Origin of the sequence: Streptomyces sp. NBC_01750 (assembly GCF_035918095.1) — a bacterium.
Classification (GTDB): Bacteria; Actinomycetota; Actinomycetes; order Streptomycetales; family Streptomycetaceae; genus Streptomyces.
Genome location: NZ_CP109137.1, coordinates 7,297,003 through 7,321,270 on the forward strand (window position 1 = coordinate 7,297,003; position 24,268 = coordinate 7,321,270).

Sequence of the window (24,268 nt, forward strand, 5' to 3'; positions counted from 1 at the left end):
TACGGCCCGCTCCAGCGCCCTCAGGGGACCAGGATCCGTTCATGCTGGTCCCATGAGCTACAGGGAAGCACCGAGCAGCAGGAAGGCCGGCGCCAGGCCCCGGCTCACGCCCGCCAGGATCACTGGCGGCGTGCTCGCGATCCTCGCCGTCGTCTTCATCTTCGAGAACACCCAGAAGGTCAGGATCCGTCTGCTGATTCCGGAAGTGACCATGCCCCTCTATCTGGGCCTCCTCGCGACCTTCGTGCTCGGCGCCCTGTGCGGCGGCATCTTCTTCCGCCGGAGCTCCCGGTGAAAGCACCCGGTTAGTCCGGCGCGATGCCCGAGACCTCCACCGCCACTCCCTACCTCGCCGCGGGTCCGCGGGTCGGCATACGCCACTACGAGTACGAGGACAGCGAGGAGTTCACGGAGCTGGCGAGCCGGAGCGGCGAGCACCACCGGCCCTGGCTCTTCCCGCCCGTCTCGGCGCAGATGTACGCGGTGTACGCGCGGAAACTCATCGAGGACCCGACGAAGGCCGGTTTCCTGGTCTGCGCGCGCGACTCCGGCCGGATGGCGGGCTTCATCAACGTCAACAACATCGTCGAAGGCGGGTTCCGCAGCGGGGCGATCGGCTACGGCGCCTTCGCGCACGCCGTCGGCAGAGGTCTGATGCGCGAAGGCCTCGGCCTGGTTCTGCGCCACGCCTTCGGCCCTATGGGTCTGCACCGGCTGGAGGCCAACATCCAGCCGGGCAACGAGGCTTCGATCGGCCTCGTACGCGGCGCGGGCTTCCGGCTCGAGGGTTTCTCGCCCGACTTCCTCTTCGTCGACGGGGCCTGGCGCGACCACCAGCGCTGGGCCATCACCACGGAGATGCTGAAGGGCTGAAGCGCAAGGAGTCCTGCCCCTCGGCGGCGCCTTGCGGCCGGTTCCGGGGTCGTGCAGCGGATCCCGGGCCGACGTGGAGGGGCACGGTTCGCGCGGGACGAATACGCGGGACGAGTACGTCTTGCCGCCCCGCGGCCGGCGTCATGGGCCATGATCTCTCGCCCCATGGCGGCTCCGGCCCGAAGCCACTCCGCCGGCCTCCCGCCGGCGCCGGCCACCGACGCTGCGGGTGGGATGGTCACGCGATGATGTCGGCCCTGCCCGGGTCATTGGGGTGGGACTCGACCGCGGTGACCACGGTCGTCATCCACGAGCGCAGGGGAAGCGTGTCCAGCACCTTCGCGTGCAACTCGGTCTCATCGTCGGCGCGCCACAGGCCGATGCTGCGCAGCTCGCCGACGGGGCGCCATAGCCGCACCAGATGGCCGGCAGCGGCCAATTCCTTGGCGCGGACGGCTTCGGCGGCGCGGCGCCGGTCGACTTCGGCCGGGGCCGTGTCCTCGGGGATGCTGGTAGTGATCTCGACCAGGAACTCCTTCATGACCTTCTCCGTGTCCATGCGGGCGACTGTGGTTGTCCCGCCGGCGGGACAACCACGGCCAAGCGGTCTGTCAGTCCGTCTCGGGTGAAGCCCAAGGATTCTCATCCAACCGAGCACCTGCAACGTCAGGGGGTGGTGAGCACCATCCGGAAGCGGGCGGCGCCGGACATCATCTTTCGGTACGCCTCATCGGCCTCGTCCAACGGCACGATCTCGGTCATCGGGCGGATCCCGTGCAGGGCGCTGAACGCCATGGTGTCCTGCACGTCCTGCGCGGTGCCGGAGGGATGGCCGCGGATGATCTTGCCGCTCAGAAGCAGCTGGTTGGGGCTGATGCCCAGCGGCTCGGCGGCCGCGCCGATGACCACAAGCTCGCCGCGGGGAGACAGCCCCTCCAGGGTCGCCGTGATGGCCTCGGAGTTCGCGGCGGTCGCCAGGACGACCTTGGCGCCGCCGAGGGACAGCAGCGCGTCCGCGACGGGGATGTCCGCCGTGCTGTCGATGTAGTGGTGCGCGCCGAGCTGCCTGGCGAAGTCGGCCTTGTCCGCGCCCCGCGCGATGGCCACGGTCTCGAAGCCCATGGCGGCCGCATATTTCACCCCCAGGTGGCCGAGGCCGCCGATGCCGAGTACGACGACCAGATCGCCCGGTCGTGCCGAACTGCGCCGCAGCCCGTTGAACGTCGTCACGCCCGCGCAGCCCAAAGGCGCAGCATCGGTCGCCGGGAGTGCGTCGGGGATCCGGGCCAGGGCGTCGGCCGGTGCGACCACCTTCTCGGCGTACCCCCCGTCGTACGCCCATCCTGGAACCTTCAGGTTCTCGCACACGATGAAGTCGCCCTGTCTGCAGGGCCTGCAGTGGCCGCAGCTGCCGCCGAACCAGCCCACCGCCACCCGGTCGCCCACCCGCCAGCCGCTGTATGTTCCCTCGCCGAGCTCCTCGATGCGCCCGGCGATCTCATGCCCGGCGACCAGCGGAAACCGGACGCCCGGCAGCATGGCGTTCACGAAAGCGGCGTCGCTGTGGCAGACCCCGCAGGCCTCCACGGCAATCCGTACGTGGCCTGGGCCTGGACGCTGTACCTCACGCTCGACGATCTCCAACGGACCGCCGGAAGCGGCCACCTGCGCCACTCGATAAGTACTCATCTGAATCTCTCCGGGGTACGGGTACGACGGCGCCCCCAGAACCAGCAGACCAGCTCAAGCCTGATCACGCGCGCCGAAACAAGCCGGTGAACGCTCGGCGTCAGGCGCCGGGTACGGGCGCTGAACCGCGCCGAGAACGAGGCCACGGACATGTCGCCGGGCGGACACCGGCCGGTGCCGGCCCCGGTCGCCCGCAGCCTTGATCTCCGCGGTGCGGGTGTCGCCCGCCGCGATCCAGGTTGCAGGTGCTGCCGATACAGAAGTCGGTGACCCTGCAGTCATGAGTACCGCGCAGAGGGTCGCCGTCATCACCGGCGCATCCCAAGGCATCGGAGCCGCCCTTGTCACCGCCTACCGCGAGCTCGGCTACGGGGTCGCCGCGACCTCCCGCTCCATCGGCGACTCGAGCGATCCCGAGGTACTGACCGTGCGTGGCGATGTGGCCGAGCCGGGCGTCGGCGCCCGCGTCGTCGACGCGACTCTGGCGCGGTTCGGCCGGATCGACACACTCGTCAACAACGCCGGAATCTTCATCGCCAAGCCGTTCACCGACTACACCGACGAGGACTACGACGCCGTGGCCGGGGTGAACCTGCGCGGCTTCTTCGAGTTCTCCCGCAGCGCCGTCGCCGCCATGCTCTCCCGCGACGGCGGCGGCCACCTGGTGAACATCTCCACCAGTCTGGTCGACCATGCCGACTCGCAGCGGCCCTCAGCGCTCGCGTCGCTGACAAAAGGGGGGTTGAACGCGGTCACCAGGGCACTGGCGATCGAGTACGCGGCCCGTGGCATCCGGGTCAACACTGTCGCGCTCGGCACCATCCGCACCAAGACGTACCCGGCCGCGACGTACGAGGCCCTCGCCGAGCTCCAGCCGATCGGCCGGATGGGCGAGATCGACGACGTCGTCGAAGCGATCGTCTACCTCGAGAACGCCTCGTTCGTCACCGGAGAGATCCTGCACGTCGACGGCGGCCGGAGCGCGGGGCACTGACGCGGGGCACTGACCATGCCAGTGGCCGGCACCGGCTTCCGGTGCGAGACCGGTGCCCCCGGCGAGGAGCCGACTGTGCTCGGTGGCGCTCCTGCTGCCGTGTTGCGTCTCGCCCACGGCCGGGCGGACCTTCACCGGGCCATAGTCGGACCGCGGTCCTCTGCAGCGTGTTCGGGAGCCCCCAACAACAGGCCGGCGGGAGTCGCGGGCGCGGCCCAGGTCCCGCGATCTCTCTCGCTGCTTCCGCTCGTGGAACGCATTGAAGATGCGGAGTGCGGCGGTGAGGATGGACCGCATGCGGAATATCGTGGTCGTCGACGCCCCCTCGAATCTGGGCCTGCGGCCCCCGGCCCCGGGCGCCGTTCCCGGCTGCTACAAGCTCGCCGGCGCCCTGCGTGAGCAGCGGATCGTGCAGCGGCTCGGGGCGTTCGAAGGCGGCGTCGTCGTACCACCGCGCTACGACCGCGGCGACTGGCAGGAGGGCGACGGGGTCTTCAACGCCGCCGCCATCGCCTCGTACACCCGTCGTCTCGCCGACCGGATCGAGCATCATGTGCGGGCGGGTGACTTCCCGTTGGTACTCGGCGGAGACTGCTCGATCCAGCTCGGCGCATCGCTCGCGCTGCGCCGTCTCGGCAGATACGGGCTGGCCTCGGTCGACGCGTCCGCCGACTTCAGACACCCCGGCAACTCCGATCGCGTCGGGGCCGCCGCCGGTGAGGAGCTGGCGCTGGCGACCGGTCGCGGCCAGGAGGATCTGACGAACCTGGAGGGGCTCAGGCCCTATCTGCGCGACGAGGATGTGCGGCTGTTCGGGATCCGGGACTGCTTCGACGAAGACCGTTCCGAGCTCGCGGAGTTGAAGATCCCGACGGTGACCGTGCGGGGACTGCGCGAATGGGGCCCGGCGGAACTCGCGGGGGCCGTGGTACAGACCCTCGAAGTACCGGTGCTCGACGGATTCTGGGTGCATCTGGACGCGGACGTGCTGGACCCGAGCGTGATGCCCGCCGTCGACAGCCCCGATCCGGAAGGACTGCTGCCGCCCGAACTCGGCGAGCTGCTCAAGGTGTTGCTGCGCTCGCCGCGCTGCGTGGGGCTGAACGTGACCGTCTACGACCCCGACCTCGACCCGGAGGGCACGGCGGGCGAGATGTTCGCCGATCTGATCGTGGGCGCCTTTGCCGAAGACTGACCCACTGAGCCCCTGGTCAGTGCAGAGCCCACCGTGTTCCATGGTCGTCGGGGGTGCCGGCCATCAGGAGTTGCCGGCCGCCCGCGCGAGTGAAGCGAGGTTGCCTTGGCCACCACTGTGCGGCGTACCGTCCTGACCCTGCCCGCAGCCCCGGTGGGGCCGGCGAATCCGCTGCCCGCCCTGCGGCCGCTGGACGAGATGCACTCTCTCGACGAGCGCGCCAAAGAGGAGCTGCCGCGCGAGATGGCACGCCAGATCGGGTACGAGCCGCTGCGCACCCTGCTGCCGGTGCGGGTGCTCGACGGGTACGGACGTGAGCGCACGCAGACGGACCTCGACGCGATCGTGATCGAGAACGAACGGCTGCGGGCCACTGTGCTGCCGGGCCTCGGCGGCCGGATCCACTCGCTGCACCACAAGCCGACCGGGCGTGAACTCCTCTACCGCAACCCGGTGTTCCAGCCCGCGGACTTCGCGCTCAACGGCGCCTGGTTCTCCGGTGGCATCGAGTGGAACATCGGCGCCACCGGCCACACCACGCTCTCCTGTGCCCCGCTGCATGCCGCACTCGTCCCGGCCCCCGACGGCGGTCGGATGGTCCGGCTCTGGGAGTGGGAGCGGCTGCGCGATCTGCCGTTCCAGGTCGATCTGTGGCTGCCTGCGGACTCCGAGTTCCTCCATGTCGGCGTGCGGATCCGGAATCCGCACGAACGCCCCGCGCCCGTCTACTGGTGGTCCAACATCGCCGTCGAGGAGCACGGGACGACTCGCGTGCTCGCACCCGCCGACGAAGCCTGGCACTTCGGATACGAGCGCAGCCTGCGCCGGGTTCCGGTGCCGGAGTTCGAGGGTGAGGACCGCACGTACCCGCTGCGCAGCGAGTATCCCGCCGACTACTTCTACGAGGTGCCGGCCGAGGCCCGAAAGTGGATCGCCTCGCTCGACGCTGCCGGGAAGGGGCTCGTACAGACCTCGACCGATGTGCTGCGCGGCCGCAAGCTCTTCCTCTGGGGCTCGGGGCGCGGCGGACGCCGCTGGCAGCGGTGGCTGACCGAGCCCGGCTCGACCGGTTACGCCGAGATCCAGGCCGGGCTCGCCCGCACCCAGCTGGAGCACCTACGCCTGGACGGGGGCGAGGAGTTCAGCTGGCTGGAGTCGTACGGACCGCTCGACGCCGACCCGGAGACGGTGCACGGCGAGGACTGGGGCGCGGCGCGCGCCGAGGTCGAGACCCGGCTGTCCGAGGCGCTGCCCCGCGCGGCGGTGGACGCCGCGTACGAGGCATGGCGGCCGTATGCGGACACCGAGCCGACCGACTGGCTCGCCACCGGCTCCGGCTGGGGCGCGCTCGAGGTGCTGCGTGAACGGCACAAGCTGCCCGGCACGCCCTTCGCCGCGTCGACGCTCGGCGAAGAGCAGGCGCCCTGGCAGGAGTTGCTGATGACCGGTGTCTTCCCCGCGCCCCGCAGGGTCGCCCCGCCAGGACCCTCGCTCGTCGCACAGCACTGGCGCGACATGCTGGAAACCGCCCCCGCCGACCCGCTGACCGAGTACCACCTCGGCATCGCCCAGTGGCAAGCGGGCGACCTCGCCCAGGCCGTCCGCAGCTGGGAACGCGGCCTCGAACTCGCCCCGTCCCGCTGGCCCTTGCTGCGCTGCCTGGCCGTCGCCGACCAGGAGGGCGGCAATGCCGTACGAGCCGCCGAGCGCTATGCCGAAGCCTTCGACGACCTCTGCGAGGAGCGCCGCGACGACGGCGAGTCCTGGACGGCGGCGACGGCGGCCCTCGGCCGGGAGGCGATCGCCGCACTGCTCGCAGTCCGCCGTACCGTCGAGGCCCGCGCGGTCTGGTCCCGGCTGCGTCCGGCGGTGCAGCAGCGCGGCCGCTTCCGTCTCATCGACGCCCAGCTGCTGATCGCCGAGGGCCGCACGGACGAGGCCCGCGCCGTCTTCGAGGCGGGTTTCGAGGTGGCGGACCTGCGCGAGGGGACGGAGATCCTGGACGAGGTGTGGTCGGCGCTCACCGACGAGCCGCTGCCGGACGCGTACGACTACCGGATGCGGCCTCAGCGGCCGCGCGCGAGTTAGCCCGGGGGCGTCGGGGGCGGCCGCGGTGACTTCCGGGTTCTGCCGGGGACGGAAGGGCGGGCGGTGTCCGGCCTGCCCGTCCCCGGTGGCGCCGCGCGCGATCCGGCCGCGGCGAGTCGTACCGCCCCTTGACAGTTGCCCCCTGCACGGTTGACGATTCCAGGGTGAACCTGTCAGACAGCCAGACAGCTGGCGATGTGCCCCGGCGGATCAGCGCGCTCGAAGCGGTGCTGGCGCACTTGCGCGGCGCCATCGAGCGGGGCGACTACGCCGTGGGGGAGAAGCTGCCCTCGGAGGCGGAACTCTGCCGGCGTCTGGAAGTGAGCAGGCCCGTACTGCGTGAGGCTCTGCGTGCTCTGCAGACGATGGGCCTCACCGTCTCGCGTACCGGCAAGGGCACCTTTGTCCTCTCCAACGGTCCGGTGGAGGACCCGACCTTCGGCGACTACTCGGCCAGCGACCTCCTCGAGGTCCGCCGGCACGTGGAAATCCCGGTGGCCGGGTACGCGGCTCTGCGGCGCACCCCCGAGGACCTCGACCACATCTCTCATCTGCTGGAGCGGATGGAACGGGAGACGGACACCACCGCGTGGGTGGCGATGGACACGCTCTTCCACCTCGCGATCGCCCAGGCGGCCCAGAACCCGGTTTTCCGCAGAGTCATCGAGGAGATCCGCGACGCGCTGGCCCGCCAGTCGGCGTTCCTCAACGAGCTCGGCGGCCGGCGCGAGCAGTCGAACAGAGAGCACCGGGCGATCGTGGAGGCGCTTCTCGACAGTTCCGAGCGCGACGCCGTGGAAGCCATGACGCACCATCTGGCACGCGTCGAGTCGACGCTGACCACCATCGTGCGGCCGCCCCACCGGAGCGGCGCGCAAGAGCCTCCTGAGTACAAGAGCACCAGGCGCGACGGAGACGAGAAGATCCGGCGCGACAGCGACGAGAACACCGGAAGCTGAGCATGACCCACACCACCCCGTTCCGCCGCACCCCCGCGGAGCCGCCCGCCGTTCGCCCACCCGCGCACGTCCCGCTCGCCCATGTAGTGCGCGGAGGCGTCATCGAGGGCGTCCACCACGGCTCCGTCGTCGTGCTGGCGGCGGACGGAAGCGTGGAGTTCAGCGCGGGCGACATCGAGGTCGCCTTCTACCCGCGCTCGGCGCTCAAGCCGGTCCAGGCGGTCGGTCTGCTGCGCGCGGGACTGCCGCCGCTGGACGCCGAGGCGATGGCTCTCACCGCTGCCAGCCACTCCGGTGAGGACCGGCATCTGGCCGCGGCCCTGCGCATCCTGCACACCGCCCGGCTGACCGAGGACGACCTGCGCAATGTCCCCGATCTGCCGTACGGCCCGGCGGTGCGCGAGGAGTGGATCAGCCGTGGCCTCGGACCCACCCGGCTCGCCCAGAACTGCTCGGGCAAGCATGCCGCCATGCTGATGACGGCGCGGGCCCGCGGCTGGTCCCTGGAGAACTACCTCGATCCCGGACATCCGCTGCAGTGGGCGATCGCCGCGACCGTGGAGGAGCTCACCGGGCAGGGCATCGCCGGGGTGACGGTCGACGGATGCGGCGCGCCGCTGTTCTCCGTATCGCTGCACGGCCTCACCAGGGCCGTCGCCCGGCTGGCGACGGCCGCGCCCGGCACCCAGGAGGGCCGGGTCGCGCACGCCATGCGCGAGCACCCGGAGATGGTCTCCGGCAGCGGGCGGGACGTCGCGCGCCTGATGCGCGCGGTGCCGGGCCTGCTCGCCAAGGACGGGTTCGAGGGCGTGCAGGTCGCGGCGCTCCCGGACGGGCGGGCTGTCGGCGTGAAGATAGCCGACGGCGCCGACCGCGCCCGGATGCCCGTGACGGCGGCGGCCCTCGCGCTGTGCGGAGTCGACCCGCAGATCCTGGCCGGATTCGCCGAAGTGCCCGTCATCGGAGGCGGCGTGGCGGTCGGGTGCCTGCGGGCGGTGGGTGCGCTGGCCCGCCTCTCCGGATCGGCGGCCTCCTCCGTCGCCTAGCGCCGCGCACAGCGACGCGGTCCCTCCGTATCCGCAGCTTCCCACTCTCACCACCTCACGAAGGAACACCTGCGCCATGACTGCCGGACATCGCCGCGAACACGACCTGCTCGGCGACCGCGACATCCCCGCAGGCGCGTACTGGGGCGTCCACACCCTGCGCGCCACGGAGAACTTCCCCATCACCGGTACGGCGATAGCCGCGTACCCGCACCTGATCAACGCGCTCGCCGCCGTCAAGGAAGCCGCGGCCCGCGCCAACGAGGACCTCGGGCTGCTCACCTCGGAGAAGGCCGACGCCATCGCCGCCGCCTGCCGGGAGATCCGGGACGACGGACGGCTGCACGACCAGTTCGTCGTCGACGTGATCCAGGGCGGTGCCGGTACGTCGACCAATATGAACGCCAACGAGGTGATCACCAACCGGGCGTTGGAGATCCTGGGGCATATCAAGGGCGACTACGGCCGGCTGCATCCGAACGAGGACGTCAACCTCAGCCAGTCGACGAACGACGTCTACCCGACCGCCGTCAACGTTGCCACGATCATCGCCGTGCATGAACTGATCGAGGCGATGGCGGTCCTGCGCGAGGCCTTCGCCGCAAAGGCCGAGGAGTTCCGCACCATCCTCAAGATGGGTCGTACCCAGCTCCAGGACGCCGTACCGATGACCCTGGGCCAGGAGTTCTCCGCGTACGCGGTGATGCTGGAGGAGGACCAGAGCCGTCTGGCCGAGGCTGTCCTTCTCATCCATGAGATCAACCTCGGCGCGACCGCCATCGGCACCGGCCTCAACGCCCCCACGGGCTACGCCGAAGCCGCCCGCCGCCACCTCGCGGCCATCACCGGCCTGCCGTTGGTCACCGCGGCCAACCTGGTCGAGGCCACCCAGGACTGCGGCGCCTTCGTTCATCTGTCCGGCGTGCTCAAGCGCATCGCCGTCAAGCTCTCCAAGATCTGCAACGATCTGCGACTGCTCTCCTCCGGCCCGCGCGCCGGGTTCGGGGAGATCAACCTGCCGCCGGTCCAGGCGGGTTCCAGCATCATGCCCGGCAAGGTCAACCCGGTGATCCCCGAGGTCGTCAATCAGGTCGCGTTCGAAGTGATCGGCAACGACGTCACCATCACCATGGCCGCCGAGGCGGGGCAGCTGCAGCTCAACGCCTTCGAACCGATCATCCTGCATTCGCTGTCGGAGAGCATCACCCACCTGCGGGCAGCCTGCCTCACCCTCGCCGCACGCTGTGTATCCGGCATCACCGCCAACACCGAGACGCTGCGGGCGACCGTGGAGAACTCCATCGGGCTCGTCACCGCCCTCAACCCGCACATCGGCTACACCGCGGCCACCGGTATCGCCAAGGAGGCCCTCGCCACCGGGCGCGGCGTCGCCGAACTGGTGCTGGAGCGGGGGCTGCTCCCGGCCGACCGGCTCGCTGCCCTGCTGCGTCCGGAAGAGCTCGCGGGCACGGGTGCTGCTGCCACCGGCAACGGATCAGCGGCCCCTCAGAGCTGAGGCGCTGCCCAAAGCGGGTCGCGGCCCAGCAGCCTGAGGACACGGTCCAGCGGGACCGCGTCCGGGGCAGTGGCGAGGCCCGGGGCGAAGGCGGCGCCCGCCAGGGTGCGGAGGCTGCCGTCCGGGACGGCCTCGGCGATGGGGAGCGCCGTGGTCAGCACCTCGTCGTCGAAGCGGATACCGGCACCGATGGACACGGCGACGTCCCAGCCGTGCACCACGTAGTCGATGAAGTGGAAGCCGATCCCCAGGCGGGCGGGGAATCCGCCGTCCTTGCGGATCTCGGGCAGCCAGAACTCCCGCTCCAGTACCCCCTCTTCGGCGAACGCGGCGGTCACCTCGCACGCGGAGGCGGCGAAGACGCCCGCCGGATCTTCGCCGACCGGCCGGTCGGCGAAGACCGACGCGTCCTCCTTCTCGCCGCGCGCCACCGCGGCGAAGCCGTGGTTCTGGCCGGTCATATGCGCCAGGAGCTGTCCCAGGTTCCAGGCCGCGCACGGTGTGGGCAGGGCCAGTTGGCCGGATCCGACGGTGTTCACGACGGCCGTGGTGACATCCATGACGCGCCGGTGCAGCTCTGTCAGCGGTGTTGCGCGCCCCGCCGTTCGGCCGCTCATTCGGCTGCCTTCCTGTCGACGTACTCAAAGACCGATCCGTCCGGGTGGACGGCGATCAGATTGCGGCCCACCGGCGTTGGCACGGGGCCCGCGATGATCCGTGCGCCCACCTCGGTGAGCGTGGCGTACGCGTCGTCGACGTCCTTCACCGCGATGGTTGCAGTCACCTTGCGCAACACCTCCAGTTCCGACTCCGGGCCGCTCATCAGCAGGAAGCAGCCGACCGCGGCGACCGAGACCCCGGCGCGTTCGAAGCGCAGCGGCGTGGCACCGGTGAGCCGTTCGTAGAAGGCGGCAGCGGCCTCCAGGTCGTCGACGCAGATGCGGAGCGTGGTTCCGAGGATCTCCATACGGGCGAGCGTAGTTCGCGGTGACCGGACGCGAAATCGGTTGCCCGACTGTGGGCGGGTTGCGATGGTCCCGGCGTGAACGGCCCAGTCGTCCGGTCTCCTGCCCCCAAGGTCCTGATCAGCGTCATTTCACTCACGCCGGACGTCACGCCCGGCAGAGCACTTCGCCGTGCGGGACCATGAACCAGGCGTCGTCCTCGCCGCCCCACTCGCGCCACGCGTCGGAGACCGCGGCCAGCTGCTCCGCACTGGCATGGCCGCCGTCCACCGCGAGCTTCGCGTACACCGAAGCGGTCGTGCGGTCCGCCCACAGTCCGCTCCACCAGGCACGCTCCTCGGGTGTGGCGAAACACCATGTGGCGGCGGTGGCGGTGATGTCGCTGAAGCCCGCGGCGCGGGCCCAGGACAGCAGCCTGCGACCGGCGTCCGGCTCGCCCCCGTTCGCACGCGCGACCCGCTGGTACAGGCTCTGCCACCCGTCCAGGGCCGGGACTTCGGGGAACCAGGTGAACGCGCCGTAGTCGCTGTCGCGTGCCGCGACGATGCCACCGGGCCGGCAGACCCGCCGCATCTCGCGCAGCGCCTGCACCGGATCGCCGACGTGCTGCAGCACCTGGTGGGCGTGGACGACATCGAAGGAGTCATCGGGGAAGTCCAGTGCGTGGACATCGGCGACCGCGAAGCCAACATGGTCGAGGCCGCGTTCGACGGCGGTCTCACGTGCCTGGCGCAGTACGTCCTCGGCGGCGTCGACCGCCGTCACCCGCCCCGGTGCGACCAGCTCGGCCAGATCGGCGGTGATGGTGCCGGGACCACACCCCACGTCCAACAGATCCAGGCCCGGGTGGAGTTCACCGATGAGATACGCCGCGGAGTTGGTGGCGGTCCGCCAGCGGTGCGAGCGCAGCACCGACTCGTGGTGCCCGTGGGTGTAGACGGCGGTCTCCTTCGACATGGCCGAGCTCCTTCTCCTGAGGCGAGTGCGGCCAGCGTACGCCGACGTTTCGTATGGCGAGACCATCATCTTGCTATATGGACAAGCTCCGGCGGCCGGGAACAAGGCGGTGCCGGAGCCGGGAGCAAGCGGGGGCACTTCGGCCGGGGCCCGCAGACGCTCACCGAGGCGTTCGCCGCGGCCGGTCCCGGCGAGCGGCCGGTCGGCGAGCGGCTGTACCTGCTGAGCCGGGGGAGAGCGTCGAGCTCCGGAGCAATACCCCTAGGCCCTGCACCTCACGCCGAGCCGCCCCTCCCACCGCACCTCGCCGTCCTGCACCCGGTCGGTGGGGGTGAGCCCGGCCGCCGCGGCGACGGCCGCGGAGGCCAGGTTGTCCGGGTGCACATGGGCCACAGCGGTGTGCACCGACTGCCGGGCGAGCCAGCCGACGAGGCCGCGCGCCGCCTCGGTGGCGATGCCCCGCCCCTGCCACGGCGTGCCGACCAGCCACGCGATCTCGGCGCTGCGGCCGCGCCCGGAGGGGCTGACGGTCGCCTGGACAGTGCCCGCGAGGCAGGACTCGTCCCGAAGTCTGATGACCCAGTTGCACCAGGACACGGCGGGATGGGGCGCGCCCGCCAGCATGCGGGCGTAGCGCGAGCGCAAGGCTTCAGGAGTGTCGGGCTCACCGCCGATGAAGGTGTGCAGGACCGGGTCGGACAGGACCGTGGCCATCTCCTCCGCGTGCGCGACAGCGAGCGGCAGCAGCACAAGCCGGTCGGTGTGGATGGGCCCGGCGGTGACGGCTCCGAGGAGCGGGAGTTGATAACGCAGCTTGGTCAGCGGGCGGCCGCCGGTCACCTCCACCTCGATCGCGCCGTCCGGACGCCAGCCCGCGGCCTCGTAGAACCGCCGCGCACGTTCATTGGCCTCCAGCACCCACAAGGTCGCCCGGGTGCAGCCGGCCGCGATGAGCTCCTTGAGGACGGCCGCCAGCAGACGTGTGCCGACTCCGGTGCCCCAGACCTCGGGCAGCGAGTAGAAAGCGCCGATCTCCACGATGCCCGCGTGCCCGGTCGGCCCGTAACCGGCGAAGGCCACGATCCCCTCGCCCGTCTCGGCGACCAGCACACCGGCGGCCGGCCTGCGGGGCTCGGTGAGCCGGCCCGCCCAGGCCAGCGCCTTCTGTCCCGGGTCGAGCGCGTCGAGATGGTGCTGCGGTACGAGACCGGGGAACGCCGCCTGCCAGGACCGTACGTGGACCGCGGCGATCCCGGCCGCGTCATGACTCTGCGCGCGCCGGATCTGCATGCGCTCATGGTGCGGGATGCGACCGCGGCCCGTCGATCAGATTTCCGACAGGCCCTTCTCGAGGAAGGGCCCCGTCAGAGCAGGGCCTGCGGACGGTAGACCGTGAGGGCCTCGTGAGCCTTGTCCACCAGCAACTCCCGTGGGGCCGTGGCCACTTCACCGTCATACGCCATCGGCGTCCCTGGTGCCAGCCCGCCGATCCGCAGCTGCCGCAGCTTCTGCGCCGCGTGCACCGGTGAGCGGCTCAGCGGTCCAGCGAGCGCCGCGGCCAGCAGCCGCACCCCCGGCCACCTGCCGCCGTGCACCACCCGGACATCCAGCAGGCCATCCGCCAGATCCAGGCGGTGGCCGGGCGTCGGCCCCACCCGCTGGTAGATGCCGTTCCCGGCGAACAGCAGCCACATGGGGCGGCGCCGGCCCTGGACCTCGGCCTCCAGCGGGTGTTCGCCGCGCAGCACCAGCGCCGCCGCCAGTACCCCGGCCGGCCAGCCGCCGATGCGCGGCGACCAGCGTTCGCGGATCCGCACCAGCTCCGGATAGACGCCCAGGCTGAAGGTGTTGAGGAAAATCCCCGACTCTTTGCCGCTGTCCGGGCCGCTCTGCGGTCCCGGTGCGAAGCGTCCCAGATCGACCCGGACGGCCTCGCCGCCGATCAGGGCCCGGCAGGTGTCGTCGACCGACTCGATGCCCAGGTCGTACGCGAAGTGATTGAACGTGCCGCCGGGGAAGACGGCGAGCGGGATGTCGTGCGCGACGGCGACGGCCGCCGCCCGGTTGATCGTCCCGTCTCCGCCGAGAACGCCCAGCGCCCGGCCGCGGCTCGCCGCCTTCTCCAGCTCCGCCGACAGTTCGTCAGGAGCGCACTCCACGACCTCCGCGAGCGGCAGCGCCTGACGCACGACAGCTGCGGAGTCCGCCGTGCCCGCCCGCTGGTTGACCACGACCACGAGGCCCTCGCCGCCGGGCAGGGCAGGCGCCTCGGCGGCCGGCCGGCCCGGCGCGGGCAGCTGCGACCTGGTCGGCACGGCCCCGCGCAGCGCGAACGCCGCACCCACGCCCAGCGCCGCGCCCACCAGCACGTCGCTCGGGTAGTGCACGCCCGTGTAGACGCGGGAGAAGGCGACCGAGGCGGCCACCGGTGCGACGATCGCGCCCCAGCTCTTCGACTCCAGCGCGACGCCGGTCGCGAAGGCCGCAGCCGAGGCGGCGTGCCCGGAAGGGAAGGACGTGGTGAACGGCTGCCGCTTCAGCCGCCGTATCACCGGCACCGTGTCGAGCACGGGCCGTGCCCTGCGCACCGAGCGCTTGCCGATGGTGTTGATGGTGGCGGAGGCGAGTGCGAGGGACCCCACACCCCGTAGGGCTGCCCGGCGCGAGCGGGCCCCGCGCCCCAGCGCCACCATTCCGGCGGCCACGCCGAACCACAGCAGCCCGTGGTTGGCGCTGCGGCTCAGCCGCGGCAGCACCGGCTCCGCGCCCGGCCATCGCCGGGCGGCGACGGTGTGCAGGATCTGCCGGTCCCAGCCACTGAGCAGCGCCGTGACCCGTGCACGGACCTGCGGACTTCCCTGTGTGTAAGCGTCTGACATGCATCGCGGGTACCCAGCGGAGCCGGCTGCCACTCGGGACGAGGACCAAACGGGGACTGTCGCGGCGCCCGAGGCGGGGCCGGGGAAGGGCTGCCACCCGTCGGTCGCGACGCCCCCCGCCGTCGCGGGCCGCCGCTCCCGCCGCTGCCGCCGAAGGGGCGACCGTGCCAGGAGCCCGGCCAGGCCCGGCCGGACGGCCCGTACGACGGACCGGGCCGGCAACACCGGCCGGGCGTACGGTCCACAACAGCCGGGCGCTCTCTTCGGTGCCGTGGTCCGCCACCGGGTCGCAGTGGTCCCAGGCCCGGCCGCCTGCCGCTCCCGCGCGGCGAGCTCACCCAAACCTCCGTATAAAGGGCTCGTGGGCCGGGTCAGAGGTCCCGGGACCGAGCGGCGGAGGTGACGGCATGCAGCGGACGGCTCCGGAAGGCCGTGGTCCCGTCCGTTACGGTCCGCCCGCGCCCGAGCCGGGACTGCCCGTGCTGCCCGAGCTCGCCACCGTGCTCGCGTCCGCCGCGAGCCGTGCCGAGGGGGAGCCGCCCGGCGGCGGTCCCGAGCTGCGCGAGGCGGCCTGCGGCTACTGGTGGCGGCGCGGTCTGCGCAGCAGGCCCGACGAGCTGGCCGCCGCGTCCGGCGCGCAGCCGCTGCTGTTCGCCCTGCTCGGCGCGTACGGCGGGGATGTGCTGATGCCCCGTCCGTGCCCCGCCTGGTGGACTCCGCAGGCGCGGTTGCTGGGGCGCCCCGCCTACCATGTGCCGACCCCGGCGGAGTGCGGTGGCGTGCCGGATCCGTTCGCGCTCCTCGAGACCGTACGCAGAGTGCGCGCCGAGGGCGGTAAGCCCCGGCTGTTGCTGCTCTCCGTCGTCGACGACCCCACCGCGACCGTCGCGCCGCCCGAGACCGTGAGTGAGGCATGTGAGGCCGCGGTCGGCGAGGGTCTGCACATCATCAGCGACGAGACCTGGCGGGACACCCTGCACCGGCCGCAGGAGACGGTGCTGCTCAGTCCGGCCGAGATGTGGCCCGCGGACGTGACCGTCATCAGCGACCTGGCCGGCGCGCTCACTCCCGCCTCCTGGCCGGTCGCCGTCGCCCGATTCCCGCCCACCCAGCAAGGGATCGTCCGCCGCGCGAGGACTCTCGACATCCTGACCGCCCTCGGCGCGGTGTTGTCGGCGCCGGTGGCCGAGGCCGCCGCCCACGCACTCGGCGAGCCCGGTCAGGTCACCGCCAGGACGGATCAGGCCGCCGAACTGCACGCGCGCGTGGCGGCCGCGGCGCACCGCGCGGTGCTCACCTCCGGAGCCCTGGCCCGACCGCCGCAGGCGGGCCGCCATCTGTATGCCGACCTCGGACCGCTGCGCGCCCGTCTCGCGGAACGGGGCGTGAGCGACTCCATGGAGCTCGAGGAGTATCTGACGGACCGCCTCGGGACCCCGGTGCCCGGCGGCCACCGGTTCGGCGACGAGCTGGGCGCGCTGCGCGTACGGCTGGCCACCGGGCCGTTGCTGGGAACGACTCCGGAGCAGCGCCTGGAATCTCTCACCTCTCCGGCACCCCTGGAATTGCCGCATGTGGCGGAGGCGTTGAGGATTTTCGGAACGGCCTTCGACGAACTGCGTTGAACGGAGCCCCGGATGACGGAGCAGGCGGAGCACTCGGGACAGTCGGGCCAGACAGGGCACGCAGGGCAAGAAGGAGCGGCGGGTACGGCGGAAACGGAGCGTACGGCGGAAGCGGCGGGTACAGCGGGCGTGACGCGCCGCACCGCGGCAGCGAGCCCCTCCGAGGGCACCACCGCAGGTGTACGGCCCCGCCCCCGCACCCGTCCTCTCGGCGAGATCCGGCACTGGCCCAGATCCTTCGCCGACCGCCTCACCGCTCCGCTCCCCGGTGTACGCGCCATGGCCCGCCTCGCCAGAGAAGGCGCCGTACGCCCCGGCCCCGACGGGCTCCAGGACATTCCGCTGCTGCCGTTCGCGCCGGGACCGCTGCCCGCCGTGGACACCGCAACGGTCGCCGTCACCTGGGCGGGACACGCCAGTTGGGTGCTGAGCATCGGCGGGCTCACCGTGCTCACCGACCCCGTCTGGTCGCGCCGGATCCTCGGCACTCCGGTCCGGATCACTCCCATCGGCGTCCGCTGGGAGGATGTGCCGCCCGTCGACGCCGTGGTCATCAGCCACAACCACTTCGACCATCTGGACGCCCCCACCCTGAAAAAACTTCCGCGCCGCACCCCGCTCTTCGTCCCGGCCGGCCTCGGACGCTGGTTCCGGCGCCGCCGCTTCACCCGGGTGACGGAACTCGACTGGTGGGAGGGAGCGGAGTTCAGGGGTGTCCGCTTCGACTTCGTACCGGCCCACCACTGGTCCAAGCGCACCCTCACCGACACCTGCCACTCCCTCTGGGGCGGCTGGGTTCTGACGGACCAGCACAGCCAGTCGGTGTACTTCGCGGGTGACACCGGCTACGGCCACTGGTTCAAGGAGATCGGCCTCCGTCACCCGGACCTCGATCTGGCGCTGCTGCCGATCGGGGCCTACGAACCGCGCTGGTGGCTCAGCGATGTGCACACCGATCCGGAGGAGGCGGTGCGCGCCTTCGAGGACGTCGGCGCGCGGTACATGGCACCGATGCACTGGGCGACGTTCGTGCTCTCCGCAGAGCCGGTCCTTGAGCCGCTCACCCGATTGCGTGCCGCCTGGGAACGCACCGGCCGCCCGCGCGGACAGCTGTGGGACCTGCCCGTCGGCGGCTCACGCGTGCTGACCGGGTGAATCGGATGAGCCGGGTGAATCGGATGAGCCGGGTGAATCTGACGGGCCGGGTGAATCTGACGGGCCGGACGAGCCGGAAGACCCGGCCCGCGGCGCTCGTCCCACCCTGCGCCAGAGCGTCGGCGCCCCGCTGATCACCACGGTGAGCGCCACCGCGACGACCACGCCCTTCCACGGCTCGTCGAACAGCGAACCGCCCAGGATCCCGATCAGCTGATACGTCGCCGCCCAGGCGAGACACGCCGGGATGTCCCCGCGTACGAACCGGCGCAGCGGCATCTTGCTGAGCAGACACGCCAGCATCACCGGGATCCGCCCGGCGGGCATCAGCCGGGAGAGCACCAGCACCGTCACGCCGTGCTCCTCCAGCTTGCGCTGCGCCTGCTCGAGGCGGTCGGGTGCGGCGCGGCCCCGCAGCGCCGCCAGCCAGCGCGAACCGCTCCTGGACCGGGTTCCACGCTGCCCGAGCCAGTACAGCCCCACATCCCCGAGGAAGGCGGCGGACGAAGCCACGAGGAAGACGAACAGCAGCGAGAGCGGAGCCGTCTGATGGAGGGCCACCACCGCGGCCGAACTCACCAGTGCTCCCGTCGGCACCACCGGCACGAGCGCACCCAGCGCCACCAGCAGAAACAGCGACGGGTAGCCGACTGCCTGCTGTGTTGACTCCGGCGGCAGCCTCCCCACGACCTCGGACAGGTGCGCGAGCGCCCGCGACAATTGCGAGCTCATCGGGCGGCCTCCGGTCCGACCCGCTCGCCGTGCTCCAACAGATGCACCGCCACCTGCGGAGCCAGCCGCGCCGACTTCCGTACGAACTCCTCGCCCGGCGCGTAGAACTCGTGCGGCCGGATCCAGTCCATGCCGATCGGCCAGTAGGTGCCGAAGTGCACCGGAACGGCCGCGCGCGGTGCGAGTGCGGCGAGCGCCCGCGCCGCCCGGCCCGGGTCGAGATGACCCTGCCCGAGATACGGCCCCCAGCCGCCGACCGGCAGCAGCGCCACATCGACCGGGCCGACCTCCTCGGCCATCGAGTCGAAGAGCCCGGTGTCCCCTGCGAAGTACGTACGCGCATCGCCGCTGATCACATAGCCGAGCGCCGGCGAACGGTGCGGCCCCAGCGGCAGCCGCCGCCCGTCGTGCAGCGCGGGCACGGCCCGCACCCGCAGCTCGCCGACCGGTACCTCGTCGCCGGGCGCCAGCTCGGTAACCCGCAGCCCGGCCGCGCTCGCCAGCCTGTTCAGCCCCGGCACGGAGCGGCGCGCGCCCCTCGGCAGCAGCAGCCGGGTACCCGGCGCGAGCCTTGCGAGCGACGGCAGATGGAGATGGTCGGCATGCAGATGGGAGACGAGGACCGCATCGGCGGCCGCGGCCTCGACCGGTGGCAGCTCACCGCGCCGTCGGCGCAGATGCGCGAGTCGGCGTACGAACAGCGGGTCGGTCAGCACCCGGACCCCGCAGTCCTCGATGGTGCAGGTGGCATGGCCCCACCAGGTGATCTCCACCGGCACGCGGCGCCTCCTCGTTCCCGCTCCCCGCTCCCGTTCCCCTGTTCCCGTACGAGCGTAGATGTGCCCGCGCTGCGGCGGTGTTCCGGCAGCCAGGACGGCTGGACGATCTGCCCGCTCCCGCGCCTGCTCCTCCCCGCCGAGAAGCGCAGTGAGGCGCCCTGAAACGGGCCGAAGCGCGGGCCGAAGCGCGGCCGAAGCGGGCTGAGTGCGCCGGTGCGCGCCTCCTCGGGCGCAGGCGACCGGGAGTAGGGTCGGCGGGACATCGAGCACCGGGGGACGGCCATGGACGGCGTACGAGTGGCGGCGATCGCCAGCCTGACCCCTCTCGAGGAACTGGACCGCCACCCCTTCCTGGTCGACACCCGCAGTCAGCACGCCATGTGCGCCCGCTGGGCGGCCGACAAGGGCTATGTCGTCACCCGTCACCTGCTCTTCTACGGCCTGCGGCCCGACCACCGCGGACTCTGGTCCGATGTCGATGCGGGCCAGGTCGACCTCTTCGTCGCCCCCAACCAACGAGTGCTGTCACGGGCGTTGACCTCGGTGTCCGACTTCATCGCCGAATGCGGGCGCAGAAGTGTCCGGCTGGAGACTGCGGGCCTGGACGAGCCCGTCTACGACGCGGCGATGAAGGCCAACGTCCATCGCAGGCTCTCGATGCCGACGGCCGGCTACGACGGCTGCTGACCGCCCGCCGCCCGCCCTGTCCAGGGCCCGACGGCGCTCCACCGGGTCGCGCCCGCCGCTGTGCCACGCTGGAGATCTGCTCCAGGGGTGAGGTGAAGCGGCGTGGTGGAACGGCGATGGCGTACGTCCGGCAGGGCCCTGCTGCGCGTGATCGTGGTGTGGGCGGTTTCCACGCTGACGATGCTGGCGCTCGCCGGGCTGCTGCCCGACTTCCAGCTCCAGTCCGACGACGGGGACAGCATCACCAGGACCGCGGTCACCGCCGCCTTGGGCGCGGGCGCCTTCGGTCTGCTGAGCGCGCTCGTCTGGCCGGTCGCCGTACGGGCGCTGCTGCTGGTATCCGCCCTGGTGCTGGGCCTGTTGGTCTTCTTCCTCAACGGTTCACTGCTGCTGATCGCCCTCTGGCTGATTCCCGACGGGCGCGGCGCGGCCGACCCGGTGACTGCGGTGGTCGTCGCCGCGGTGATGTCCGCCGTGGCGTCGGCGACCTCCACGGCTCTCGCCGTCGGGGACGACGACGCCTACCGGCGCAGGCTCTCCCGGCTCGCCGACCGCCGCCGGCGAAGACGCGGCGAGGACGGCCGCGCGGGTACACCCGGCACCGTCTTCCTGCAGCTCGACGGCGTCGGGTACGAGGTGCTGCGGCGTGCGGCCAAGGACGGCGTGATGCCGACCGTCGCCGCCTGGATGGACGAGAACCACCGGCTCACGCCCTGGCGCACCGACTGGTCCAGCCAGACCGGCGCCGGCCAGCTCGGCATCCTGCACGGCTCCAACCACGATGTGCCCGCCTTCCGCTGGTACGAGAAGGACAGCGGCCGGGTCATGGTCAGCAACCGGCCCTCGAGCGCCGCCGAACTGCAGCGCCGTGCCGTCGAGCGCACCGGCGACGGGGGGCTGCTCACCGTCGATGGCGCCAGCCGCGGCAATCTCTTCAGCGGCGGCGCCGACCAGGTCGCCCTCGTTCTGTCGGTGGCCGTCAGGCGCGGCCGGGCCAACCGCTCCAGGGCCGGCTACTTCGCGTACTTCTCCGATCCAGCCAACGCCGTCCGCACCGCGATGTCCTTCGTCGCCGAAGTCGCCCGCGAGATCGGCCAGTCGACGCGGGCGCGGCTGCGCGGCGACCGGCCGCGGATCAAGCGGGGCGGGCTCTACCCCCTCATCCGGGCGTTCGCGACCGTCGTCGAGCGCGATGTGGTGGTAGCCGCGGTGATGGGAGACATGCTCGCCGGACGCACCGCCGTCTATGCCGACCTCGTCGCGTACGACGAAGTGGCACACCACTCCGGACCGCACAGCCGGGACGCTTCGATGGTGCTCGAGCGCATCGACCGTTCGCTCGCGCTGATCGCCAAGGTCGCCGATCACACACCGCGCGGCTACCGCATCGTGCTGCTCTCCGACCACGGGCAGAGCCCTGGGGAGACTTTCCAGGGCGCGTACGGACTCTCGCTCAAGGACCTCGTGCGGGCCGGATGCGGGCTGCCGGTCTCGCGTCGGGCGGAACGCTCCAAGCGCGGCGCCGAGGCCCGCGACGCCGCCGGGGACGCCCTGCGCGGCGCGCTCCACCGGCGGGTGGCCGAGGGAGCCGACGAACATCCGGCGCCGGGCCCGGGCCCGATCGTGCTGGCCTCGGGGAATCTCGCGCTGATTTCCTTCCCCGACACTTCGGAGCGCCTCAGCCGCGAGCAGATCGAGCACCGCCATCCCGCGCTGCTCAGTACGCTCGCCAACCATCCCGGCATCGGTTTCCTGCTGGTACGCAGCGAGGAGCACGGCTCGGTGGTGCTCGGCCCCGGCGGGGTGGAGGTGCCGGTCACCGAGCTGGCGGACAGCGGTCCGCTGGCCGTCTTCGGCCGGGGCGCGGCCGACGCCATACGCCGCGGCGACTCCTTCCCGCATGTCGCCGACATCATGGTCAACTCGATGCACGACCCGGAAGCGGGCACGGTGCACGCTTTCGAGGAGCAGATCGGCTCGCACGGCGGGCTCGGCGGCGAACAGGCCCAGCCCTTCCTGCTGTCGCCGGTCGATCTCTCGGCGCCCGTCGCGGACGGCGCGGAACTGGTCGGCGCGGAAGCGGTGCACCGGGTGCTGAGGCGCTGGCTGCGTGAGTGCGACGGGCCGCAGGTGCCGATCGGACCGGCTGAGGCTTCCCCGCCGGACCGGGCACCCTGAGCCCGGGAGCCGGGGGGCCGAATGCCGGGTACCAGGGGCCAGGCACGGGCGCCCGGAGCGCCACGGGTTTTCCTTCCGCGGGGCCAGGCATTCCGGATACGTTGAGGCGACGGAAGATCCGGCGGACCGGGGAGTGCCTGTTGCGTGCTGTGGTGTTCGAGGAGTTCGGCAAGCCGCTCGAGGTACGGGAGGTTTCCGACCCCGTACCGTCCCACGACGGTGCGGTCATCCGGGTCGAGGCGACAGGCCTCTGCCGCAGCGACTGGCACGGCTGGATGGGCCACGACTCCGGCATCACCCTCCCGCACGTACCCGGTCATGAACTGGCAGGCGTGATCGAGTCGGTCGGCTCGGACGTCGCCAACTGGCGGCCCGGCGACCGGGTCACGGTGCCCTTCATCTGCGCCTGCGGCCGGTGCGCCGCCTGCGCGCGAGGCGCCCAGCAGGTGTGCGAGCGCCAGGAGCAGCCCGGTTTCACCCACTGGGGTTCCTTCGCCGAGTACGTCCCGGTGCACCACGCCGACGCCAACCTGGTGGCTCTTCCCGAGACCATGTCGTTCGCCACGGCCGCGAGCCTGGGCTGCCGCTTCGCCACCGCGTTCCGCGCCGTGGTCGGACAGGGCAGGGTGCGGCCGGGGGAGTGGGTCGCGGTGCACGGCTGCGGCGGAGTGGGCCTGTCCGCGGTGATGATCGCCGCGGCGTGCGGGGCCGGAGTCGTCGCCGTCGATGTCTCGCCCGGTGCACTGGAGCTGGCCAGGACGTTCGGCGCGACCGTGTGCGTGAACGCCGCCACGCTGACCGGCAGCGTCGCCGGGGCGGTCCGCGAGGCGACGGGCGGCGGAGCCCATCTCTCGCTCGACGCCCTGGGCGCTCCGGTGACCTGCGTGAACTCCGTACAGAGCCTGCGCCGCCAGGGCCGGCATGTGCAGGTCGGACTGCTGCCCGACGGCGTGCACCTGCCGATGGACCGGGTTGTTCCGCTGGAGCTGGAGATCCTCGGCAGCCACGGCATGGCCGCACATGCCTACCCGGAGATGATGGCGATGGTCGCCTCCGGCGCGCTGCGGCCGGATCTGCTGGTGACGACGGAGATCGGCCTCGACGACGTACCGGCGGTGCTCGCTGCTCTGGGCGGCGCGTCCGGAACGGGCGTCACGGTGATCACACCGCACCCCGCCGTGAATTCGGCGTAATGCGCGTACTCCGGTAGAGCGGATCTCGCCCGTACCCGGGCGGAACAGGCTCGTTCCCGGGAAGTGGAGGCATGTCCAGGAGGTCGTGCCTCATGCAGCAGTCCACGCCCGTTGCCCCGGCCCGTCGTGCCGCTCTGCTGCTGGTGTTGCTCCTGGCCCTGCTGGGCGCGATCCAGTCCTCCGCCGCTCAGGCCGGGGCCGGGCAGCCCCTGGCCTCGGTGCCTGCTGATCCCGCGGGGGAGAGCCACCCGGACGAGGCCGACACGGAACAGCGGGCGCCGGGCCGGACGCGCCGTACGGCGCCGGCGGCCGCGCCGGAGGCCCGGCTCCGGCAGTGTCCGGGGACCGTCGGTCCCGCCCCGTACCGTCCCGGCCCAAGCCGGTCCACGGAACCGCCGTCTTCGCCGCGCACAGCGCGCTGTGTGGTCCTGCGCTGCTGAGGAGCCCGTCTCCGCCGAGCCCCCGTCAGCCACAGCAACCGTGAGGTGCACAGCCATGCTCATCGACCCCTTCGCAGCACTCAATGCCATGCTCCGCGCCGAGGCCGCCCGCTCCAGCGAACCGGAGGAGCACGGTCGCCCGGCCAAGACCGAACTCGACGACCCCGAGGCCCCCTCCGAAGCCCGCCGCGTGTCAGCCGACGACGGCGCCGCCTGACGCCTCCGCCTGCGAGCCCACACGTCAGAGGCCGTTGTTCATCCGAACATGACCGGCTGGTTCTGGCTGGCATGATGCGGTCGCGGGTGAGGCAGCCGTCC

24 protein-coding genes and 1 pseudogene are annotated in these 24,268 nt (G+C 71.9%); 15 read left to right on the forward strand and 10 right to left on the reverse strand.

Going from position 1 to position 24,268, the window contains the following annotated elements; genetic code table 11:
- Positions 1 to 52 precede the first annotated feature (52 nt).
- Both OG966_RS32905 and OG966_RS32910 read left to right on the forward strand, forming a co-directional pair.
- A complete protein-coding gene (locus OG966_RS32905; RefSeq protein WP_326653671.1) occupies positions 53 to 295 on the forward strand; it encodes a LapA family protein in 243 nt (80 codons plus the stop codon).
- A gap of 23 nt (positions 296 to 318) precedes the next feature.
- On the forward strand, positions 319 to 873 hold the full coding sequence (locus OG966_RS32910) for a GNAT family N-acetyltransferase (RefSeq protein ID WP_326653672.1): 555 nt from the start codon (positions 319 to 321) through the stop codon (positions 871 to 873).
- Positions 874 to 1,111: 238 nt separating this feature from the next.
- Here OG966_RS32910 and OG966_RS32915 read toward each other — a convergent pair whose 3' ends face one another.
- Positions 1,112 to 1,414, reverse strand: a complete 303-nt coding sequence (locus tag OG966_RS32915; protein WP_326655470.1) for a muconolactone Delta-isomerase family protein — start codon at positions 1,412 to 1,414, stop codon at positions 1,112 to 1,114.
- Positions 1,415 to 1,539: 125 nt separating this feature from the next.
- Positions 1,540 to 2,562, reverse strand: coding sequence for an alcohol dehydrogenase (locus OG966_RS32920; protein WP_326653673.1), 1,023 nt, complete (start codon positions 2,560 to 2,562; stop codon positions 1,540 to 1,542).
- A 280-nt stretch (positions 2,563 to 2,842) separates the two neighbouring features.
- Here OG966_RS32920 and OG966_RS32925 point away from each other — a divergent pair, with 280 nt between their 5' ends.
- The 6 genes from OG966_RS32925 (at position 2,843) to aspA (ending at position 10,360) form a co-directional block, all read left to right on the forward strand.
- Positions 2,843 to 3,556, forward strand: a complete 714-nt coding sequence (locus OG966_RS32925) for an SDR family NAD(P)-dependent oxidoreductase (RefSeq protein ID WP_326653674.1) — start codon at positions 2,843 to 2,845, stop codon at positions 3,554 to 3,556.
- Positions 3,557 to 3,851: 295 nt separating this feature from the next.
- A complete protein-coding gene (locus OG966_RS32930) occupies positions 3,852 to 4,751 on the forward strand; it encodes an arginase family protein (protein WP_326653675.1) in 900 nt (299 codons plus the stop codon).
- Positions 4,752 to 4,856: 105 nt separating this feature from the next.
- Complete coding sequence (locus tag OG966_RS32935) at positions 4,857 to 6,839, forward strand: DUF5107 domain-containing protein (RefSeq protein WP_326653677.1); 1,983 nt, start codon at positions 4,857 to 4,859, stop codon at positions 6,837 to 6,839.
- A 164-nt stretch (positions 6,840 to 7,003) separates the two neighbouring features.
- A complete protein-coding gene (locus OG966_RS32940) occupies positions 7,004 to 7,798 on the forward strand; it encodes a FadR/GntR family transcriptional regulator (protein ID WP_326653678.1) in 795 nt (264 codons plus the stop codon).
- A gap of 2 nt (positions 7,799 to 7,800) precedes the next feature.
- Entirely contained in the window at positions 7,801 to 8,844 is a 1,044-nt protein-coding gene (locus tag OG966_RS32945) for an asparaginase (protein WP_326653679.1), read from the forward strand.
- A gap of 76 nt (positions 8,845 to 8,920) precedes the next feature.
- Positions 8,921 to 10,360 carry an aspartate ammonia-lyase gene (gene aspA / locus OG966_RS32950; RefSeq protein ID WP_326653680.1) on the forward strand — a complete coding sequence of 480 codons (1,440 nt, stop codon included), beginning with the start codon at positions 8,921 to 8,923 and terminating at the stop codon, positions 10,358 to 10,360.
- Here aspA and OG966_RS32955 read toward each other — a convergent pair.
- The 6 genes and pseudogenes from OG966_RS32955 to OG966_RS32980 all read right to left on the reverse strand — a co-directional run bounded on the left by OG966_RS32955 (position 10,351) and on the right by OG966_RS32980 (position 15,161).
- A complete protein-coding gene (locus OG966_RS32955; protein ID WP_326653681.1) occupies positions 10,351 to 10,977 on the reverse strand; it encodes a TIGR03086 family metal-binding protein in 627 nt (208 codons plus the stop codon). The genes aspA and OG966_RS32955 overlap by 10 nt on opposite strands.
- Positions 10,974 to 11,327 (reverse strand): VOC family protein, encoded by a 354-nt coding sequence (locus OG966_RS32960; RefSeq protein WP_326653682.1) that lies wholly within the window; start codon positions 11,325 to 11,327, stop codon positions 10,974 to 10,976. The genes OG966_RS32955 and OG966_RS32960 overlap by 4 nt, the downstream gene beginning before the upstream one ends.
- Before the next feature lie 145 nt (positions 11,328 to 11,472).
- On the reverse strand, positions 11,473 to 12,282 hold the full coding sequence (locus tag OG966_RS32965) for a class I SAM-dependent methyltransferase (protein WP_326653684.1): 810 nt from the start codon (positions 12,280 to 12,282) through the stop codon (positions 11,473 to 11,475).
- 261 nt (positions 12,283 to 12,543) lie between these two features.
- Positions 12,544 to 13,095 carry a GNAT family N-acetyltransferase gene (locus OG966_RS32970; protein ID WP_326655472.1) on the reverse strand — a complete coding sequence of 184 codons (552 nt, stop codon included), beginning with the start codon at positions 13,093 to 13,095 and terminating at the stop codon, positions 12,544 to 12,546.
- A 51-nt stretch (positions 13,096 to 13,146) separates the two neighbouring features.
- Positions 13,147 to 13,572, reverse strand: a pseudogene (locus OG966_RS32975) (GNAT family N-acetyltransferase); the annotation flags it as partial.
- Between the two features lie 74 nt (positions 13,573 to 13,646).
- Positions 13,647 to 15,161 (reverse strand): bifunctional phosphatase PAP2/diacylglycerol kinase family protein, encoded by a 1,515-nt coding sequence (locus tag OG966_RS32980; protein WP_326653685.1) that lies wholly within the window; start codon positions 15,159 to 15,161, stop codon positions 13,647 to 13,649.
- A gap of 407 nt (positions 15,162 to 15,568) precedes the next feature.
- On the opposite strand from OG966_RS32980, the gene OG966_RS32985 reads away from it, so the two are divergent.
- Complete coding sequence (locus tag OG966_RS32985; protein ID WP_326653687.1) at positions 15,569 to 16,786, forward strand: aminotransferase class I/II-fold pyridoxal phosphate-dependent enzyme; 1,218 nt, start codon at positions 15,569 to 15,571, stop codon at positions 16,784 to 16,786.
- A 12-nt stretch (positions 16,787 to 16,798) separates the two neighbouring features.
- The gene (locus OG966_RS32990; protein WP_326653688.1) at positions 16,799 to 17,941 is read left to right on the forward strand and encodes an MBL fold metallo-hydrolase; all 1,143 of its coding nucleotides are present in this window, start codon (positions 16,799 to 16,801) and stop codon (positions 17,939 to 17,941) included.
- On the opposite strand, the gene OG966_RS32995 is transcribed toward OG966_RS32990, so the two are convergent.
- Positions 17,921 to 18,673, reverse strand: coding sequence for a DedA family protein (locus OG966_RS32995; RefSeq protein WP_326653689.1), 753 nt, complete (start codon positions 18,671 to 18,673; stop codon positions 17,921 to 17,923). The two genes, OG966_RS32990 and OG966_RS32995, sit on opposite strands and share 21 nt — an antisense overlap.
- Positions 18,670 to 19,452: an MBL fold metallo-hydrolase gene (locus OG966_RS33000; protein ID WP_326653690.1), complete on the reverse strand. Its 783-nt coding sequence runs from the start codon at positions 19,450 to 19,452 to the stop codon at positions 18,670 to 18,672. Before OG966_RS33000 ends, OG966_RS32995 begins: the two co-directional genes overlap by 4 nt.
- 282 nt (positions 19,453 to 19,734) lie before the next feature.
- On the opposite strand from OG966_RS33000, the gene OG966_RS33005 reads away from it, so the two are divergent.
- The 5 genes from OG966_RS33005 to OG966_RS33025 all read left to right on the forward strand — a co-directional run bounded on the left by OG966_RS33005 (position 19,735) and on the right by OG966_RS33025 (position 24,167).
- Entirely contained in the window at positions 19,735 to 20,139 is a 405-nt protein-coding gene (locus OG966_RS33005) for a hypothetical protein (RefSeq protein WP_326653691.1), read from the forward strand.
- A gap of 102 nt (positions 20,140 to 20,241) precedes the next feature.
- Positions 20,242 to 22,317 (forward strand): phage holin family protein, encoded by a 2,076-nt coding sequence (locus OG966_RS33010; RefSeq protein WP_326653692.1) that lies wholly within the window; start codon positions 20,242 to 20,244, stop codon positions 22,315 to 22,317.
- A 140-nt stretch (positions 22,318 to 22,457) separates the two neighbouring features.
- Entirely contained in the window at positions 22,458 to 23,510 is a 1,053-nt protein-coding gene (locus OG966_RS33015; protein WP_326653693.1) for a zinc-dependent alcohol dehydrogenase family protein, read from the forward strand.
- Positions 23,511 to 23,602: 92 nt separating this feature from the next.
- Positions 23,603 to 23,950 (forward strand): hypothetical protein, encoded by a 348-nt coding sequence (locus OG966_RS33020; protein ID WP_326653694.1) that lies wholly within the window; start codon positions 23,603 to 23,605, stop codon positions 23,948 to 23,950.
- A gap of 55 nt (positions 23,951 to 24,005) precedes the next feature.
- The gene (locus OG966_RS33025; RefSeq protein ID WP_326653695.1) at positions 24,006 to 24,167 is read left to right on the forward strand and encodes a hypothetical protein; all 162 of its coding nucleotides are present in this window, start codon (positions 24,006 to 24,008) and stop codon (positions 24,165 to 24,167) included.
- Positions 24,168 to 24,268 lie beyond the last annotated feature (101 nt).

Excerpts from the sequence above, each read along its gene's own strand:
- OG966_RS32905 (WP_326653671.1), top strand. The coding sequence starts at position 53 with ATGAGCTACAGGGAAGCACCGAGCAGCAGGAAGGCCGGCGCCAGGCCC.
- OG966_RS32910 (WP_326653672.1), top strand. The coding sequence starts at position 319 with ATGCCCGAGACCTCCACCGCCACTCCCTACCTCGCCGCGGGTCCGCGG.
- OG966_RS32915 (WP_326655470.1), bottom strand. The coding sequence starts at position 1,414 with ATGAAGGAGTTCCTGGTCGAGATCACTACCAGCATCCCCGAGGACACG.
- OG966_RS32920 (WP_326653673.1), bottom strand. The coding sequence starts at position 2,562 with ATGAGTACTTATCGAGTGGCGCAGGTGGCCGCTTCCGGCGGTCCGTTG.
- OG966_RS32925 (WP_326653674.1), top strand. The coding sequence starts at position 2,843 with ATGAGTACCGCGCAGAGGGTCGCCGTCATCACCGGCGCATCCCAAGGC.
- OG966_RS32930 (WP_326653675.1), top strand. The coding sequence starts at position 3,852 with ATGCGGAATATCGTGGTCGTCGACGCCCCCTCGAATCTGGGCCTGCGG.
- OG966_RS32945 (WP_326653679.1), top strand. The coding sequence starts at position 7,801 with ATGACCCACACCACCCCGTTCCGCCGCACCCCCGCGGAGCCGCCCGCC.
- aspA (WP_326653680.1), top strand. The coding sequence starts at position 8,921 with ATGACTGCCGGACATCGCCGCGAACACGACCTGCTCGGCGACCGCGAC.
- OG966_RS32955 (WP_326653681.1), bottom strand. The coding sequence starts at position 10,977 with ATGAGCGGCCGAACGGCGGGGCGCGCAACACCGCTGACAGAGCTGCAC.
- OG966_RS32960 (WP_326653682.1), bottom strand. The coding sequence starts at position 11,327 with ATGGAGATCCTCGGAACCACGCTCCGCATCTGCGTCGACGACCTGGAG.
- OG966_RS32965 (WP_326653684.1), bottom strand. The coding sequence starts at position 12,282 with ATGTCGAAGGAGACCGCCGTCTACACCCACGGGCACCACGAGTCGGTG.
- OG966_RS32980 (WP_326653685.1), bottom strand. The coding sequence starts at position 15,161 with ATGTCAGACGCTTACACACAGGGAAGTCCGCAGGTCCGTGCACGGGTC.
- OG966_RS32985 (WP_326653687.1), top strand. The coding sequence starts at position 15,569 with ATGCAGCGGACGGCTCCGGAAGGCCGTGGTCCCGTCCGTTACGGTCCG.
- OG966_RS32990 (WP_326653688.1), top strand. The coding sequence starts at position 16,799 with ATGACGGAGCAGGCGGAGCACTCGGGACAGTCGGGCCAGACAGGGCAC.
- OG966_RS32995 (WP_326653689.1), bottom strand. The coding sequence starts at position 18,673 with ATGAGCTCGCAATTGTCGCGGGCGCTCGCGCACCTGTCCGAGGTCGTG.
- OG966_RS33005 (WP_326653691.1), top strand. The coding sequence starts at position 19,735 with ATGGACGGCGTACGAGTGGCGGCGATCGCCAGCCTGACCCCTCTCGAG.
- OG966_RS33020 (WP_326653694.1), top strand. The coding sequence starts at position 23,603 with ATGCAGCAGTCCACGCCCGTTGCCCCGGCCCGTCGTGCCGCTCTGCTG.
- OG966_RS33025 (WP_326653695.1), top strand. The coding sequence starts at position 24,006 with ATGCTCATCGACCCCTTCGCAGCACTCAATGCCATGCTCCGCGCCGAG.